Consider the following 15,703-nt stretch of genomic DNA (forward strand, 5'->3'; position numbering starts at 1 on the left):
CGGGGGCAGGGGCAACCCTGTAGAGCTATTCATCGTGTATACATTGCACGGTAGAGTGGGCGTATGCCGGAGGAGATTTTGACCACCCCAATCGTGTCTCCTCCGGCTCTGCCACTTACCCTCGAAGATTTGCCCATCACTTTTGCAGTTGATAGGCGTGGTTATCCTCATTTTGATCTGCCAAACGACGCGCTGACTGTATTTGAGAAGGTCATAGATCCTAATTTCAGGTTCTGTGACAGTAACTTCATTGCTCATCATTCTTTCTTACCGTTTATTTCATACGAAATCATGTCGGCGCGATGGGATAAGGAAAAGAAGAAAAAGTCAGAGAAGAGACGTAAGGTTGCATATGCCTCGCACGTAGATGCAGCAATATTTCAGATTTACTCCTCTTTTCTTTGCTGGATGTATGAGGGATGGATTGATTCTTTAGTTGGTGAGAGTGTTATTGCTTATAGAGCAATTGGAAAGACAAACATCGATTTCGCTCTTGATGCTTTCAATTATATAAAATCTCGGGAGAGATGCATAGTCCATGCACTCGATCTGAAAGATTTCTTCGGAAGTCTGGACCATAGTATATTAAAAAGCCGTTGGTCTGAACTCTTGGGTAGAGGAGATCTGCCTCCAGATCACTATGCTGTTTTCAAGGCGCTTGCGAAGCACTCGTGCATCTTGCGTGATGACGTCTTTGAAGTGCTGGGTTACGGAAAGCGTCGGCAAAAGAGAGTTTTTCCGCGCATTTGTTCCATCAAAGATTTCAGAAAACAAGTACGGCCTCGCGTAAATATCGAGAAAAATGGAAGTTCAAAGGGGATTGTGCAAGGATCTCCGTTAAGTGCATGTGCATCTAACATTTATATGATGCATTTTGACAGGTCTATGGTTCAGTTTTGCCTGCGCATTGGCGCATACTACAGAAGGTATTCAGACGATATCTTGGTTGTGTGCGAACCAGAGCAAGAGGAAGCTATCCTCACGGCCCTAAATTCACTTATCGAAGAGCATCTTTTAGTCCTCCACGACGGAGGAAAATGCATTAGAACGGAGTATCATTCTGGGAAAATATTAGAGAAGCCCATCCAGTACCTGGGATTTATATTCGATGGGAACCGTATTCTTCTGCGACCAAGTTCATTGGCCCGCTACTGGCGTAAGATGAAGCTTAACGTCAAAAAAAGAAAATTTTGCATTAGAAGTGCGGCGAAACTGGGGAAATCTGAGCGTATATATAAAGGTACACTTCTAAAGAAGTTTACTCACTTTGGGAAGAAGCATAACTTTCCGGCGTATGTTGCCAATGCATGTGAAACTATTGGGGAGGCTGCTATCAAGGGGCAGATCAAAAGACATGTTTCACGTTTGAACCAGTTTATCCGTGAGAAATACTAAGATTTGGTCGGCGGTATGATTTTACTCGCTTAAGATACGGTAGACGCTGGCGCGGCCGATCCCGAGTCGCTTGGCTATCTCACTGGCGCCCACGCCCTGCGCCTTCAGAGCCATTACGTCTTCCGCCTTGGCTTGTGCCGTGGGCTTCCTGCCCTTGTATTTTCCCTCAGCCTTGGCCTTGGCGATACCCTCGCGCTGGCGTTCAAGCATAATGTCCCGCTCAAACTCCGCCACGCCGCTAAGGACGGTCAGCATCAGCTTGCCCGTGGGGGTGCTGGTGTCGATGCCCATGTTCAGGATGCGCAGGGATGCGCCCTTGGCCTTCAGAGCGTCGAGGATCGTCATCAGGTGGGCGACAGAGCGGGCCAAACGGTCAAGCTTCGTCACCACCAGGGCATCCCCCTCCCGGATGAAGTCGAGGGCAATGGCAAGCTGTTCCCGGTTCGCTACGTCCACCGACGACACCTGTTCCTGAAACAGCCTCTCGCACCCCACGGCCTGAAGGTCACGGACCTGTGCCTCAATGCCGGCCATCTGGTCGAGGGTGCTGGTGCGAGCGTAGCCGATCAACATGGCCTGTTCCGTCCTTGGCGTCTCAATGAACCCTTAGACGTTATCGCCCCACCGTCCCAAAATGGCAAGGGGGATTTCAATGGGACGGCTTGGGCGTGGGCGTGAGACGACTCGCTAGGGCACGGCCTATTGGGACACCTAAGAAGATTTATCGAAGCCCTGCTCTGGCGATCACAAGCCGCTGATCCGTCTGAACTTCGGGGCGAGCTCCAACCCGGTTTAGAAGTACGAGTGTTGCGTCTAAAAAGAGCACCGTTGAGAAATACATATTGAATAGAAAAGCCTTCGGCATCTTATCTAGTGAAGACGGAGTTACCGAAGGCTTGTGACAGACAAAACTCAAATTTGGTCGAGGCTGACAAGGGTATAGCTATGCGTCTCTCGACCTCCCGGCCTGACAACAGTCTTGCGGTTTAAGGTTGCCCTCCACATTCGCCCGATGAATTGTTCATCTTTTTCAATTCTTCTGAGGTACTCCAAGCTGAATAGAGGGCCAACTTTACCTGTAATTACATCTTTAACATCAATTCTTCTCATATCAAATCTGCGGCTTATTGGTGTGACTCCAAGAAGAACGCCATCGATTTGCACCACGTCTTCTGACACATCAGCTTCCATAACCCGCCGGTATGCTCTCTCAACCCCATATTTATCAATTTTTCTCTCTGAGTCATTTTCAACTAGCCGGATACTGGCCTCGTTATCATGAAGATGCCTATAAAATTTTTTGACCGAAGAAAATAGTCTTTGATCTATTTCCTCTAGCTCCCTAGAAAAGTCTTCATCGTTGTTCGATGAGAATTTCTCTACCACTGTTCCCGCTTCAGAAACTACATCACGAAGCGAAGAGTTAAAAAGAGGAACGCCGTTCTCGTCATCCTCTTCGAGAACGAAACCAAAAGAACCATGAACAATGTCCACAATGTTTAGCTTAGAGGCATTCCTTACGGGTATTGGCCCACGCTGGGCTAAGCCTCCCGTCTCTTTGACAGCAAGCTTTTTCGATACAATATCCTGATACATTGCAACAGCGTTGGAAGCAAATTCCGCATCGATTGCTCGGGAACCAAGAACCGGCTTTCCTTGAAAGAATATAGCGACACTTGCAAGAGTGTCTGCTCTATGATCTATCTTCTTTATCTCATGGAGTAGCTCATCTCGTCTTGCCTCAAAGGACAATTTAGCAACAAAATCTTCTGCGTCGAGGTTGGCAATTATCGATTCAACTGCCGCAAGGTCTGCTCGTAATGCCTCAAGCTCTAGTCTCTTGCTCATGGGAACACCACTTGATCGAGGTAATCAGACGCAGCTTGATCATACCCTGCGTTGCCTAAGGGCAACTGCACCATACCCTTCCAGATGTTGCTGACTCTACGGTGAGAAAAGAGGCCAAACCAGTATCTGGTGGTGCTAACCAGTTTCAGTGGCGCCATACCCAGATCAACAGGATAAGCGTCACACAAAAATGCTTCCTTGGAAGTAGAAGGATCAAAAAACATGATATGGCTGTCGAAAAAGTCCCTCCACTTTGCGGAAGTATCGCAATTATGTGGGCGATCAAAAAATGTTACAACGTCAACATCGTTTGGGTTTCTGCCTTCAATGCTCTCGATATCTTCAGAAAAGCTGCCATCGATCCACTGAAACCCTCCAGGTATTCCAATGTCATGAAGTGATTTTCTGTAGCGTAAAAACCCTTTGAGGATCTCTAGTCGCTTCGGAGACGTACAAAATCTACGGCAGAACGTAAGAATATCTGCCTGATATGGACTCATATTATCCGGGTTTGTCGGATTGCCCATAACATACGGCGGCAGAACACCGTTACTCGCGAATGCCGGAATCATTGAAACGGTCCAATCGCAGTCGTACCAAGTTGAGCGCTTGCATAATGGGAGGAACACATAAATTTCAATCAAAATCGTCAGAAACATCAATGCATATTCAAGTATGTAATTCCTCTTCATTGAACAAAGATTGATTATTGCTTGGGTAGAGAATGATCTATCGGGGCAGTTCAAGCACCAATAATGTTGATCGTTGGTTGGTCCCTAGGCGCCCAATCCAAGCCCTTGGGCTCTTTAGGACGCACTAAGGATCTCCATCATGTGTACGTAGACTAACTTCGCCGCATTGCCCTCAGCGCGATATATCGTGCCTCCTTCTCTTCTTCATGAATCAACCGTCTCCGCTCTCGCTCACGGTCTTCAGCCGCTCGTAGTTCAGTATCAGCTACCTGATCCACTGCGACCAACCTGCCTTCGGTGAACATAGCAAACACTTCGGCCATGAGAACCGCCACGCTTGCAGCCCGCTTGGTCTTTGCTTTGCCGATGATGAAAGCAGTCTGGGCGCGGCTGAGATGGTACTCGGTGACGGTTGAGATGCGCCCTTTACCAGAAATGATTGGAACCGTAGCCTGCCGCACCAATCCCATAGCTTCTAAGCTTGGCAAGTGCCGCTTTATCAAGCTACGAATGTCAGTCAGCCGTTCGTAACCTAGGGCTTCCGCAAGTTGTAAGTCAGGGATCGTAGGTTCATTGAGGGCAACAGAGAAAGCGACTTCTGCTGCTATCATCGGCGCGGACGTTGCGTGATTATGTATTGTCATGTTTTCCATTGTGATTTTGAGTTGGAGGGAAGGGAAGTTTACCATATTAGTGAAAACTTCCTGAGTGGTATAGAGTGACTGGGATTTTTTACATATCGAGGCTCTGCACTGTATTATTATGGTTGGCCGAATTGAAAAGACGTAGCTCGTGAATTTCCTCCAACTTCAATAATCATAAGTTCTGACAATGCCTCTCGAAAGATGGGATGCACCCGCACATCCTTGTTGAAGCTGTCAGGCTTCATACCAATTTCCTGTGCGACTTGCTTGAACCTCACCTTGGCGCCTGCCTGTACGGGTGCCATTTCCGATAGATAGACAATCGCCTTTGCGACATACCCGGTCAACTTCAACCCTTCTGGCCGCCATGCCTTCACCTTCGCACCTGGGAACGCCTCCGCAAGCGCCCCTTTGAAGTCATGGCGGCTGTTGCCGATGACATAGGCGTTGGTAGGCGGGCAACTGTCACCCTCACAGCGACGCACAGAAGCCCGGCAGAGGGCCTGTAGGAGACGGTGCATCGTTTCCCCTATCTTCACCCGCGCCAGCGCCTCAGCGCTTACACAGGCGTCGGATGCCCGCTGGTCGGCAACGGATCGCTTCAGGGCCTCATACTGTGCTGTGCCATAGAACAGCGTCCCGGCAAGGATCACGTTCGACCGATCCACATAGGCGTTGGTTGCCATGTGGTTGCCCCACGTCAGGAAGGCTACATCCACGTCGGCCCCCTGTAGATTCTGGCGAATCAGCCGCTCATAATCGCCGCCGGTTGGATGGGGCTTATGGACGATGACCAACCAAGGTTCCTGCGGCTTTGTCAGGACCATGCGGGCAACCTCCTTGCACAGTTCATCACCATGCAGGGCGAAGGAGGATTTCCCGCCCCCTTTGTCCCATAGATGGACGGTGAGGTTGTCGTACCGCTTCACGGCCGATTGGAGCCTCACCAGCAAGCCACGGGCTTCCATGTCGTCATAGGTGGCCCGGACACGCCCCGACGCATCCAGAATGAGCATGGGGGCCATATCGGACGGAAGGCTGTCCCGGTAATCCACCAAGGCCCATCCGTCCCTGTTGCCGCATCGGACGCTGACTGTTCGCCCCGACAGGTGCCATAGATCGGCCGCTGCATCCTTCAGCCTTGTGGGCGCCCTCCGCCCCATTGCCCGAATCACCTTCGGAAGGCCGATGCTGAACTCCGCCGCGAAGTCGGGAACGGAGTAGGTGCTATTGTCGGGTAGCCCCTCGACCTCATTCACCGTCGCCATGATCCGGGCGCGTAGGTCCGGGTTGATAGTGGACAGAGTTTCCAGCAGGCTGGCAATGGTGTTGGTGTTCAGCACGACGGCACGAGCGGGGAGGAACGACTCATCCCACACCCGAACGGTCCTTGGTCTGCCTTGGTAGAAGAAGGCAACTGCTTCAGACAACCGACGCCCACGCATCCGCTCCATACGCTGGTGGGTCGTTACCAGCACCTGGGCCTCTTGGGGCACCGGATGACCAAGGGCGTTCAACTCCTTATCTCCAGTCATGACGGCGACGGCGGTAGGCGGCAGTGATCCGAAGGCGCTCATACCCTGTACGAAGCTACGGACCTCCTCTAACCGACCAAGGCAGATCAGCACCCCAACACCGGCATGGGCAGGGGAACGGACAAGGTTGCGGACAAAGGCATAGAGGGTTTGGGTCTTGCCTACCCCTGGGTCCAGGGATGACAGGTAGAGGGTCGGACGGGCTGTGCCGTTTGCCATCGCCTCCATAGCCTTTGCCTGATCGGACAGAGCTTCCCACATCGAGGGGCTAGGGCTATGGCCCACCGAAGTGAAATATTCCTTCAAACAATCAATCGTGATAGTAGAAAGCGAACCACATTCATGATCCACAGGACATAGGGGTGCATTGTCCGCAGCCGTAGCGGCCGGGAGGTCGGTAAGTTTCATGGTTTTCCTGTTAGGGATTGGTAGATAAGATTAAAGGGGAAGCTTCTCTACTTATCTAATAGAGGCATCCCCCTTGTTGTGAATTATGATTTTCCCTTAGGCTTACCGCACTCTTGCGTACATTCATTTTCAAGAAATTTTGTCGTGTCTGAATAAACAGAGCGCATAATTCTCTTGCCGCCTCTTTCTTTTCTACCGTAGATGTCCAGAAAGATTATTGCTCACGCAAGAGAATTGCGAGCTAAAGAAGTTCGGGCCTGAGGGGAGCAGTTTTCTGCTCAAAGCGTTTATCAATTTTCATCGGCAAATTCGACAGTCTCGATATTCAGAAATTCGCCATCCTCGCCTTCTTCGTCATCAAACGGCACCTTATTATGAAGGTATCGAACATATTCGCAGATCCCATCAATGTCTTCATTCAGTTCATTTATTGTCTGCTTTGCTTGCGAAAGCTCTTCGGCGACCTCAATGTATTTATGCGTTTCCATCATGCCGATATAAATAAGCAACAACCGTTCATCGGTGCGGTCCATCTCGGGACAGCTCCCATCGAATGATTTCGCCAAACCGCGCAGCAGAGTAGGCGTATCCTCAAGGGTCATTCCATACTTGGCGAGGAGCTTGCGCTGTGCGGCTTCCAGATGAGCAATCATGGACTGATATTCCGTGTCGGTATTGGCGTTCGTGTGGGTGTGGGCGTAGTTGGTCATGGTTAGGTTCTCTTCAGATGCGTGGTTGATCGGAGCGGTGCGGATTGCGTCGCTCTCTAAGGGTGGGTGAATAGGACAAGCGCAGCCGAACCGTGGTCGCGGCTGTTCTCTCTAAGGGTGGTTGATTTAGGCACGGAGACGCGGGCGGTCTGTGGTCCGCGCTTTCTCCTAAGGGTGGGGGAATAAGCTCAGAACCGCGGATCGGCTGTGTTCGCCGGCTTCGCTCTAAGGGTGGTTGGATTACGCAGGAAGACGCAGGCGGGCAACCACAGGCAGGCCACGGTCCGTGCTTTTCTCCTAAGGGTGGGTGAATTGCAGCGAGCCGGCGGATCGGCTGTGTCCGCGATGCTCTCTAAGGGTGGTTGGATTAGGCCCGAAGGTCACTTAGAGATATGAAATAATTGACGAAATCCAGATTGGAGGCGCAATGGCGTTGGCTTCCAACGGCGTCCGGGTTCCTTACCGACGCTCTGGTAGACTGACTTCGGCCAAGTGGGCCTTGGGGCGGTGGGAAAGCTGCGAGAAGGGCTGCACCGCTATGGGCTGAGGGGGCGCCAAGGGGCAGGGGCCAACAACATCAACCACGCCGACCTTTAGCCCCCATTTGCGAAGTGCCTTTTCCAAGAGGGCCGGGGGCGTTGGTTCCATCTGGAGTCCCACACCTCCCTCCCGCTGATCCATCGCCTACAGGGACCCGCAGTAACGCCCGCTGATTCGTTCGGGCTGGTGTGGGCTGCATCGGTAGTGGTCAGGGCAACCCGCACCAGGGCGCCCGTCCGAAGGCTTCCTAGGGTCACAGGGAGAGGCGCCAGTAACCGCAAAGAAAAAAGGCCCCCCGGTTTCCCAGGGAGCCTCTTGACTGGGTACACCGGGCCGGTACACCCTCCGTTTCCGAAGTGATGAAAGGCCCAGTGTTTCCAAGGACCAAATCAGACCGAGTAGTACATCTTGTACTCGATCGGGTGCGGCATGGTCTCGAAGGCCATCATCTCTTCCGTGCGGAGGTCGATGTAGCCGTCGATCATGTCGGCCGAGAAGACATCGCCCTTGCGCAGGTACTCGTTGTCCTCGCGCAGCGCGGTGAGCGCCTCGCGCAGCGAGCCGCAAACCGTCGGAACCTTGGCCAGTTCGTCCGGCGGCAGGTCGTACAGGTTCTTGTCCATCGCGTCGCCGGGGTGGATCTTGTTCTGGATGCCGTCCAGGCCGGCCATCAGCATGGCGGCGAAGGCCAGGTACGGGTTGGCCGACGGATCCGGGAAGCGGACCTCGACGCGCTTGCCCTTCGGCGAGGCGACGTACGGGATGCGGCAGGACGCCGAACGGTTGCGGGCCGAGTAGGCCAGCAGGACCGGAGCCTCATAGCCCGGGACCAGGCGCTTGTAGCTGTTGGTCGACGGGTTGGTGAAGGCGTTCAGCGACTTGGCATGCTTGATGATGCCGCCGATGTAGTACAGCGCCAGCTCCGACAGGTCGGCATACTGGTTGCCGGCGAACAGCGGCTGGCCGTCCTTCCAGATCGACTGGTGGCAGTGCATGCCCGAGCCGTTGTCGCCGAACACCGGCTTCGGCATGAAGGTGGCCGACTTGCCGTAGGCGTGGGCGACGTTGTGCACCACGTACTTGTAGTACTGCATGTTGTCGCCGGTGCGGACCAGCGTGTCGAACTTGATGCCCAGCTCGTGCTGGGCGGCGGCCACCTCGTGGTGGTGCTTCTCGACCGGAACGCCCATCTCGGCCAGGACGCTCAGCATCTCGGCGCGCAGGTCGTTGCAGCTGTCGACCGGAGCGACCGGGAAATAGCCGCCCTTGGTGCCCGGGCGGTGGCCCAGGTTGCCGTCCTCATAGTCCTTGCCCGACGAGTAGGAACCCTCGTCCGAGGCGAACTCGTACGACACCTTGTTCATGTCGACGGAATACTTCACGTCGTCGAACACGAAGAATTCGGCTTCCGGACCGAAGAAGACGGTGTCGCCGATGCCGGCCGAAGCGGTGTAGCGCTCGGCGGCCTTGGCGATGCCGCGCGGGCAGCGGGCATAGGAACCGCCGGTGCCCGGATCGTACACGTCGCAGAGGATGTTCAGCGTCGGCTGGGCGGCGAACGGATCCATCACGGCCGTCGTCGGGTCCAGCTTCAGGATCATGTCCGACTCTTCGATGCCCTTCCAGCCGGCGATCGAGGAACCGTCGAACATGATGCCGTCTTCGAACACGTCCTCGTCGATGGTGGAGACGTGCTGAGCGGTGTGGTGCAGCTTGCCGCGCGGGTCGGTGAAGCGCAGGTCCACGTACTTGACGTCGTGTTCCTTGATCAGGTCGAAGACCTTGCTGATGTCGGACATGTCTCTTTTTCCACGCTTTAAGAGGGTTGGATCCCGCTGCGTCAAGCCGCTGTCGAAGCCCCTACGGGGCTTTGGCGGCGGAGGGCGGCGCTCGCGGCGGACGTTATCTCACGCCTTTCTTCCCCGCACAACGCGCCAACCCAAAAAGTCGCACGTTCGCCATAGGCGGCCTTCGGCCGTTCGGCGAGGTGTGCGGCCGGGGCCGGCATGAGGGGGAGGGGAAAGCGGCGCATGTTGGCGGATGCTGCTCGGAGGGAGGCCGGTCGGAACGGTCGAGGCGAGGACGTCGCGCGATCAGATCGCGTCGGCGCCCTTCTCACCGGTGCGGATGCGGACAACTTCCTCCACGGGCGTGACGAAGATCTTGCCGTCGCCGATGCGGCCGGTATGCGCGGCCTGCTGGATCGCCTCGATCGCCCGTTCCACCAGGGAGTCTTCCATCACCACCTCGATCTTCACCTTCGGCAGGAAGTCCACGACGTATTCCGCGCCGCGGTAAAGCTCCGTGTGGCCTTTCTGGCGGCCGAAGCCCTTGGCTTCGGTGACGGTGATCCCCTTGATCCCGACTTCGTGAAGGGCTTCCTTCACCTCGTCGAGTTTGAACGGCTTGATGATGGCTTCGATCTTCTTCATGGGTCTCTCGTGTACGAGGTGCCAACGCCGGCAGGCACCGTCCACGGCACTGCCGACAGCGACGACGGTAAGCATGGAGCGTGCCACATTCGGCCGATCCGGTCCGGCGGCATCGACGCTGGTCATAAGACGGTCGGATGCCGTCCGATGGGGCAGGGTGCTGCCGAAGGATTCAGCGGAGTGAACAATATTTGTGCAAATGGCGCAAGCGCTCCGCGACAACCGGCGTTCGAAGGTCCCATCGAACGGGAGAAAGGGGTGCCGTTCCGCTCCGAAAGAAGTTTTTTCGCTTTTCGTGAAAAAGCCGCTTGACCGGCCAGCCGCGGTGGAGCATAACGCGGCTCCCGACGGCGGAAACGCTGACGGCGGCGGTGGTAGCTCAGTTGGTAGAGCTCTCGGTTGTGGTCCGAGCGGTCGTGGGTTCGAGTCCCATCCATCGCCCCATCTTCTTCTTCGCGTCTTGGAAAAATTCTGTTCTATAAACGTCCGCACGGCTTAACCGCCGTCGCGGACGTTTGTGCATGTCGGCGTGGATTTTCCCGGGTGAAGACATCGCCTACGGGTAGAGCGGGCGTGTGCATCTTCGCCCGCCCGGGAAACGGCAAGGCAAGCCGGGGTTGGCCAGGGGTGGGGGGAGTGGGGGATGGATGAGCTTCTGTCCGTCGCGGAGATGTATCGGGCCGACCAGCTGACGATTGCCGCCGGAGTGCCCGGTCCGGCCTTGATGGAGGCCGCCGGCGCCGCCGTGGTACGGGCGGTGTGCGAGCGGTGGGCGCCGCATCCGACCGCCGTGCTCTGCGGACCCGGCAACAATGGGGGCGACGGCTTCGTCATCGCCCGGCTGCTGTTGGAGGCCGGTTGGCCGGTGCGACTGGCGCTGCTCGGCACCCGCTCGGCCCTGGCCGGCGATGCCGCGGTGGCGGCGGAGCGCTGGCCCGGCCCGATCGAGGCGGCCGATCCCTATATCCTGAAGGGCAATCCTCTGGTCATCGACGCGCTGTTCGGTGCCGGCCTGACCCGGCCGCTCGACGGCCTCGCCCGCGCCATCGTCGAGGCGATGGAGGGCCGCACCGTCGTCGCCGTCGACGTGCCGAGCGGCCTGCATGGCGACAGCGGGCGGGTGCTCGGCGCCGCACCGCAGGCTGCGCTGACCGTCACCTTCTTCCGCCGCAAGCCCGGCCATGTGCTGCTGCCCGGACGCACCCTGTGCGGCGAAGTGGTGGTCGCCGACATCGGCATTCCGGATCGGGTGCTGGACGGCATCGCGCCGCAGACCGCGGTCAACGAGCCGTCGCTGTGGAGCCACCGCTTTCCCTGGCCGGCGCTGGACGGCCACAAATATGCGCGCGGCCACGCGATGGTGCTGGGCGGCGCGCGGATGACGGGTGCTGCGCGGCTGGCCTCGGTCGCCGCTCTCCGTGCCGGCGCAGGGCTGGTCACCATCGCCTGCCCGCCCGAAGCTTTCCCGGTTTATGCCGCCGGCTGCGCCAGCGTGATCGTCGATCCGCTGGAGGACGCCGGCGCCTTCGCCCGGCTGTTGCAGGACCCGCGCAGAAATGCGGTGCTGGTCGGGCCGGGGGCTGGCCGGGGTGCGCAGACCCGCGCCGCGGTGATGGCCGCGCTGGACGCCCGCCGCGCTTGCGTGCTGGATGCCGACGCGCTGACCAGCTTTGCCGAGTCGGCAGACGAGCTGCTCGACCGACTTGACCAGCGCTGTGTCCTCACCCCGCATGAAGGGGAATTCGCCCGGCTGTTCGGCGATTCGGTGGGCATGGACGGCGACAAGCTGTCGCGTGTGCGCGCCGCCGCCGCGCGGTCCGGCGCTGTCGTCGTGCTGAAGGGGGCCGACACCGTGGTCGCCGCTCCGGACGGACGTGCCGTGGTCAACGTCAACGCGCCGCCCGATCTGGCCACCGCGGGAACCGGCGACGTGCTGGCCGGCATCGTGCTGGGGCTGCTGGCGCAGGGGATGGACGGGTTCGAGGCCGCCTGCACCGCGGTCTGGCTGCATGGCGAGGCCGGGCGCGCGCTCGGTCCCGGCCTGATCTCGGACGATCTGCCGGGTGCGCTGCCCGACGTGCTGAAGGCGTTGAAAGCGCAGGGATAACCCCTGCCAAGGATGGGCCGGGGGCGGTCCGGAGGCGACGTTGGCGGTACCCCTGACGGCGGCGTCCGCGCGCCCCCTTGCGGTAGAGCGCCGGCAGGGCCAGACTCCGGGGTATGAGCGACGCACCCGACACCACCATCCTGGAGCCTGTGCCGCCATCCGAGGCCGCACAGCCCAATTTCCTCGACCGCGCGCTGGACAACCTGCGCACCCGCTGGCGCGAGATCGCAGCCTCGGCCCGTGGCGCTGTCGGCGCGCCGCCGCGCACCCATTTGCCCAAGGAAGACGCCGAGCGCCTGAAGGAGCAGATCGAGGCCTGCCTGGAATCGCGGGGTGGCGAGGTTTCCGCCCGTGCCCGCGCCGCCCAGCTCGGCCGCACCTATCTGGCGCTCGATCCGCAGGGGCGGCGCAATTTCCTCCTGATGCTCGCGCGCGACTTCGATGTCGACCGCGATGCGGTGATGGACGCGATGGCGACCTTCCAGGCGGCGGCCGACCCGGTTGCCCGCGGCCATGCCGAGCGGGCCTTGCGCCGCGCGCTGGAACCGCCGCGTCTCCGGCTGCTGACCCAGTTCAACGCCCTGCCGGAGGGGGTGAAGTTCCTGGTCGACCTGCGCGCCGAGCTGATGGAGATGGCGCGCGGCGAACCGCTGCTTCAGGCGCTGGAAGACGATCTGAAGAATCTGCTGCGCGCCTGGTTCGACGTCGGCTTTCTGGAGATGCACCGCATCACCTGGGACAGCCCGGCCTCGCTGCTGGAAAAGCTGATCAAGTACGAGGCGGTGCACGAGATCAGCGGCTGGCAGGATCTGAAGGACCGGCTCGATTCGGACCGGCGCTGCTTCGCCTTCTTCCACCCGCGCATGCCGCACGAGCCGCTGATCTTCGTCGAGGTGGCCCTGGTCCAGGGCATGTCGGACAATGTGCAGGCGCTGCTCGACCCGACCGCCCCGGTCTGCGATCCCAGGAGCGCCGACAGCGCCATCTTCTATTCGATCTCCAACGCCCAGGTCGGGCTGGCCGGCATCAGCTTCGGCAATTTCCTGATCAAGCGCGTGGTCGACGGGCTGGCGACCGAGTTCCCCAACATCAAGTGCTACGCCACCCTGTCGCCGATTCCCGGCTTCCGCCGCTGGTTCGACCGTGCGCTCGACCGTGACGGCGACGCCCTGCTGACCAACACGGAAGCCGAGCGCATCGCCGAGCGGCTGGCCGAACTTGACCGGGCGGACGATGCGGACGCCGCCACCGAAGGCGGTGTCGGGACCGACGAATCGCCGCTCCTCGTCCGCGCGCTCGCCAGTCCCGGCTGGGCGGAGGACGAGGAGTTGCAGAAGCGCCTGCGCGGCCCGCTGATGCGGCTGGGCGTCCATTACCTGACGACGGTGCAGGAGGCGAAGGGCCATGGCCGCGCCCGCGCGCTCGATCCGGTGGCGCATTTCCACCTGACCAACGGTGCCCGGATGGAGCGGCTGAACTGGCTGGCCGACAGGTCGGCCAAAGGGCTGAAACAGTCGCTGGGGATGATGATCAACTACCGGTACCGGCTGGGCGAGATCGATGCCAACCACGAGGCCTACACCGGCGAGGGGCGCATCATCACATCGTCCGCCGTACGGTCGCTGGACAGGGCAGGGAGCAAGGCGGGGGGCAAGGCCGGTGGCTGACGCGAAAAGACCGGGCCTCACTCTCTCGGACGGGTCCAATTTGCCTGTTTGCTTCCGCCGCGCTGTGCTATAGACCGGACTTCGCCGGCGGTCCGGCGGGTGTTTGCGCACCCGTCGCGGCTGCCTTTGCCATGAACGCGGGCGTGGCGGAATTGGTAGACGCGCTGGATTTAGGTTCCAGTGACTTCGGTCGTATGGGTTCAAGTCCCTTCGCCCGCACCATGGCAACACCTTGGACCGCATGGACAACACGGATTCGGGCCGCCCGGACGGGCGCCGCCGGGCCGGACCAACGAGATAGGCTTTCGTTCCGATGAACATCACCGAGACCAGCACCGACGGCCTCAAGCGCGAATTTCAGGTCGTCATTTCCGCCAAGGACATCGAAGAGAAGGTGAACGGCAAGCTGGAAGAGCTGCGCCGTACGGTCCAGCTGCCGGGCTTCCGTCCGGGCAAGGTGCCGGTCACCGTGATCAAGCAGCGCTATTTCGGCGGCGTGCTGTCCGAGGTGCTGGAAGACGCCATCTCCGACAGCTCGCGCCAGGCGCTGAGCGAGCGCGGCCTGCGCGTCGCCCTGCAGCCGAAGATCGAGGTCGAGAAGTACGAGGACGGCGGCGACCTCACCTACAAGATGGCGGTCGAGCTGCTGCCGGACGTCGAGCCGGGTGACTTCACCGGCCTGGAGCTGGAGAAGCCGGTTGCCGAGGTGAGCGAAGAGGCGGTCGACGAGGCGGTTACCCGTCTGGCTTCCGCCCATTCGACCCAGGCCCCGGTCACCGAGGACCGCGCTGCCGAGACCGGCGACATCGCCGTGATCGACTTCGCCGGCACGGTCGACGGCGAGGCGCTGGAAGGCATGGACGGCAAGGACTACCCGCTGGAGCTGGGTGCCGGCCGTTTCGTTCCGGGCTTCGAGGAGCAGCTGGTCGGCGTCAAGGCCGGCGAGCACCGCACCGTCAACGTCACCTTCCCGGAAGACTACCCGCACGAGCGCCTGAAGGGTGCTGCGACCGTCTTCGAGGTCGACGTGAAGGAGCTGCGCAAGAACGTCCCGGCCGAGGTCAATGACGAGCTCGCCAAGGAGTTCGGCATGGAGAGCCTGGAGAAGATGCGCGAAGCGATCCGCGACCGCATTAAGGGCGAGTATGACGGTCTGTCGCGCCTGCGCGTGAAGCGCCAACTGCTCGACAAGCTGGCCGAGGCCCATTCCTTCGAAGTGCCGGCCGGCATGGTCGACATCGAGTTCGAGGGCATCTGGGCCCGCCTGCAGGAAGAGCTGAAGAACGGCACGGCCGGCGAGGACGCCAACAAGTCCGAGGATGAGCTGAAGGCCGAGTACCGCTCGATCGCCGAGCGCCGCGTCCGCCTGGGTCTGCTGCTGTCGGAAGTCGGCCGCCGCAACAACATCCAGGTCACCCAGGACGAGGTCAACCGCGCCCTGATCAACGAAGCCCGCCGCTTCCCCGGTCAGGAGCGTCAGGTGTTCGAGTTCTTCAAGCAGAACCAGCAGGCGCTCGAGAACCTCCGCGCCCCGATCTTCGAGGACAAGGTCGTCGACCACATCCTGGATCAGGCCAAGGTCACCGAGACGACCGTCAGCGTCGAAGAGCTGACGAAGGACGAGGACGAGGCAGGCAACGAGTCTGCGGCCGCCTAACTCCCCAAAAGGAGTGGGGGCGGACTACCATCCGCCCCCAAAGGTTCCTATATGTGGTTCCGTGCCGG

12 protein-coding genes and 2 tRNA genes are annotated in these 15,703 nt (G+C 59.1%); 6 read left to right on the plus strand and 8 right to left on the minus strand.

The features are described from left to right. The first annotated feature begins 63 nt into the window (after window positions 1–63). The gene (drt2, locus tag GBZ48_RS17770; protein ID WP_174472223.1) at window positions 64–1,395 is read left to right on the plus strand and encodes an antiviral reverse transcriptase Drt2; all 1,332 of its coding nucleotides are present in this window, start codon (window positions 64–66) and stop codon (window positions 1,393–1,395) included. A gap of 21 nt (window positions 1,396–1,416) precedes the next feature. Here the strand turns inward: drt2 and GBZ48_RS17775 are convergent, their stop codons facing one another. From GBZ48_RS17775 to GBZ48_RS17810, 8 genes are all read right to left on the minus strand, one after another. Beyond that, a complete protein-coding gene (locus tag GBZ48_RS17775) occupies window positions 1,417–1,968 on the minus strand; it encodes a recombinase family protein (protein ID WP_174472224.1) in 552 nt (183 codons plus the stop codon). 339 nt (window positions 1,969–2,307) lie between these two features. Continuing rightward, window positions 2,308–3,243 (minus strand): hypothetical protein, encoded by a 936-nt coding sequence (locus GBZ48_RS17780; protein WP_174472225.1) that lies wholly within the window; start codon window positions 3,241–3,243, stop codon window positions 2,308–2,310. Continuing rightward, entirely contained in the window at window positions 3,240–3,902 is a 663-nt protein-coding gene (locus GBZ48_RS17785; RefSeq protein ID WP_174472226.1) for a DUF6932 family protein, read from the minus strand. Before GBZ48_RS17785 ends, GBZ48_RS17780 begins: the two co-directional genes overlap by 4 nt. Before the next feature lie 185 nt (window positions 3,903–4,087). Then, window positions 4,088–4,624 (minus strand): hypothetical protein, encoded by a 537-nt coding sequence (locus GBZ48_RS17790; RefSeq protein WP_174472227.1) that lies wholly within the window; start codon window positions 4,622–4,624, stop codon window positions 4,088–4,090. Between the two features lie 71 nt (window positions 4,625–4,695). Continuing rightward, window positions 4,696–6,522, minus strand: coding sequence for a hypothetical protein (locus tag GBZ48_RS17795; RefSeq protein ID WP_174472228.1), 1,827 nt, complete (start codon window positions 6,520–6,522; stop codon window positions 4,696–4,698). Window positions 6,523–6,812: 290 nt separating this feature from the next. Further along, complete coding sequence (locus GBZ48_RS17800) at window positions 6,813–7,232, minus strand: hypothetical protein (RefSeq protein ID WP_174472229.1); 420 nt, start codon at window positions 7,230–7,232, stop codon at window positions 6,813–6,815. 929 nt (window positions 7,233–8,161) lie between these two features. After that, the gene (gene glnA, locus GBZ48_RS17805) at window positions 8,162–9,571 is read right to left on the minus strand and encodes a type I glutamate--ammonia ligase (protein ID WP_109050284.1); all 1,410 of its coding nucleotides are present in this window, start codon (window positions 9,569–9,571) and stop codon (window positions 8,162–8,164) included. 294 nt (window positions 9,572–9,865) lie between these two features. Next, window positions 9,866–10,204: a P-II family nitrogen regulator gene (locus tag GBZ48_RS17810; RefSeq protein ID WP_012974531.1), complete on the minus strand. Its 339-nt coding sequence runs from the start codon at window positions 10,202–10,204 to the stop codon at window positions 9,866–9,868. 368 nt (window positions 10,205–10,572) lie between these two features. Between GBZ48_RS17810 and GBZ48_RS17815 the strand changes: the two genes are divergently transcribed. The 5 genes from GBZ48_RS17815 (at window position 10,573) to tig (ending at window position 15,635) form a co-directional block, all read left to right on the plus strand. After that, window positions 10,573–10,648: transfer RNA gene (locus GBZ48_RS17815), tRNA-His, on the plus strand. A 199-nt stretch (window positions 10,649–10,847) separates the two neighbouring features. Further along, entirely contained in the window at window positions 10,848–12,311 is a 1,464-nt protein-coding gene (locus tag GBZ48_RS17820) for an NAD(P)H-hydrate dehydratase (RefSeq protein ID WP_174472230.1), read from the plus strand. Between the two features lie 113 nt (window positions 12,312–12,424). Further along, on the plus strand, window positions 12,425–13,978 hold the full coding sequence (locus GBZ48_RS17825) for a malonyl-CoA decarboxylase (RefSeq protein ID WP_174472231.1): 1,554 nt from the start codon (window positions 12,425–12,427) through the stop codon (window positions 13,976–13,978). A gap of 137 nt (window positions 13,979–14,115) precedes the next feature. After that, window positions 14,116–14,200: transfer RNA gene (locus GBZ48_RS17830), tRNA-Leu, on the plus strand. Window positions 14,201–14,291: 91 nt separating this feature from the next. Continuing rightward, complete coding sequence (tig, locus tag GBZ48_RS17835; RefSeq protein WP_174472232.1) at window positions 14,292–15,635, plus strand: trigger factor; 1,344 nt, start codon at window positions 14,292–14,294, stop codon at window positions 15,633–15,635. Window positions 15,636–15,703 lie beyond the last annotated feature (68 nt).

Origin of the sequence: Azospirillum melinis (assembly GCF_013340935.1) — a bacterium.
In the GTDB taxonomy this organism is placed as follows: domain Bacteria; phylum Pseudomonadota; class Alphaproteobacteria; order Azospirillales; family Azospirillaceae; genus Azospirillum; species Azospirillum melinis.

Bases quoted from the DNA above. Each gene is read 5' to 3' on its own strand.
- drt2 (WP_174472223.1), top strand. From the start codon at position 64: ATGCCGGAGGAGATTTTGACCACCCCAATCGTGTCTCCTCCGGCTCTG.
- GBZ48_RS17795 (WP_174472228.1), bottom strand. From the start codon at position 6,522: ATGAAACTTACCGACCTCCCGGCCGCTACGGCTGCGGACAATGCACCC.
- GBZ48_RS17810 (WP_012974531.1), bottom strand. From the start codon at position 10,204: ATGAAGAAGATCGAAGCCATCATCAAGCCGTTCAAACTCGACGAGGTG.
- GBZ48_RS17825 (WP_174472231.1), top strand. From the start codon at position 12,425: ATGAGCGACGCACCCGACACCACCATCCTGGAGCCTGTGCCGCCATCC.
- glnA (WP_109050284.1), bottom strand. From the start codon at position 9,571: ATGTCCGACATCAGCAAGGTCTTCGACCTGATCAAGGAACACGACGTC.
- GBZ48_RS17780 (WP_174472225.1), bottom strand. From the start codon at position 3,243: ATGAGCAAGAGACTAGAGCTTGAGGCATTACGAGCAGACCTTGCGGCA.
- GBZ48_RS17775 (WP_174472224.1), bottom strand. From the start codon at position 1,968: ATGTTGATCGGCTACGCTCGCACCAGCACCCTCGACCAGATGGCCGGC.
- GBZ48_RS17785 (WP_174472226.1), bottom strand. From the start codon at position 3,902: ATGTTTCTGACGATTTTGATTGAAATTTATGTGTTCCTCCCATTATGC.
- GBZ48_RS17790 (WP_174472227.1), bottom strand. From the start codon at position 4,624: ATGGTAAACTTCCCTTCCCTCCAACTCAAAATCACAATGGAAAACATG.
- tig (WP_174472232.1), top strand. From the start codon at position 14,292: ATGAACATCACCGAGACCAGCACCGACGGCCTCAAGCGCGAATTTCAG.
- GBZ48_RS17820 (WP_174472230.1), top strand. From the start codon at position 10,848: ATGGATGAGCTTCTGTCCGTCGCGGAGATGTATCGGGCCGACCAGCTG.
- GBZ48_RS17800 (WP_174472229.1), bottom strand. From the start codon at position 7,232: ATGACCAACTACGCCCACACCCACACGAACGCCAATACCGACACGGAA.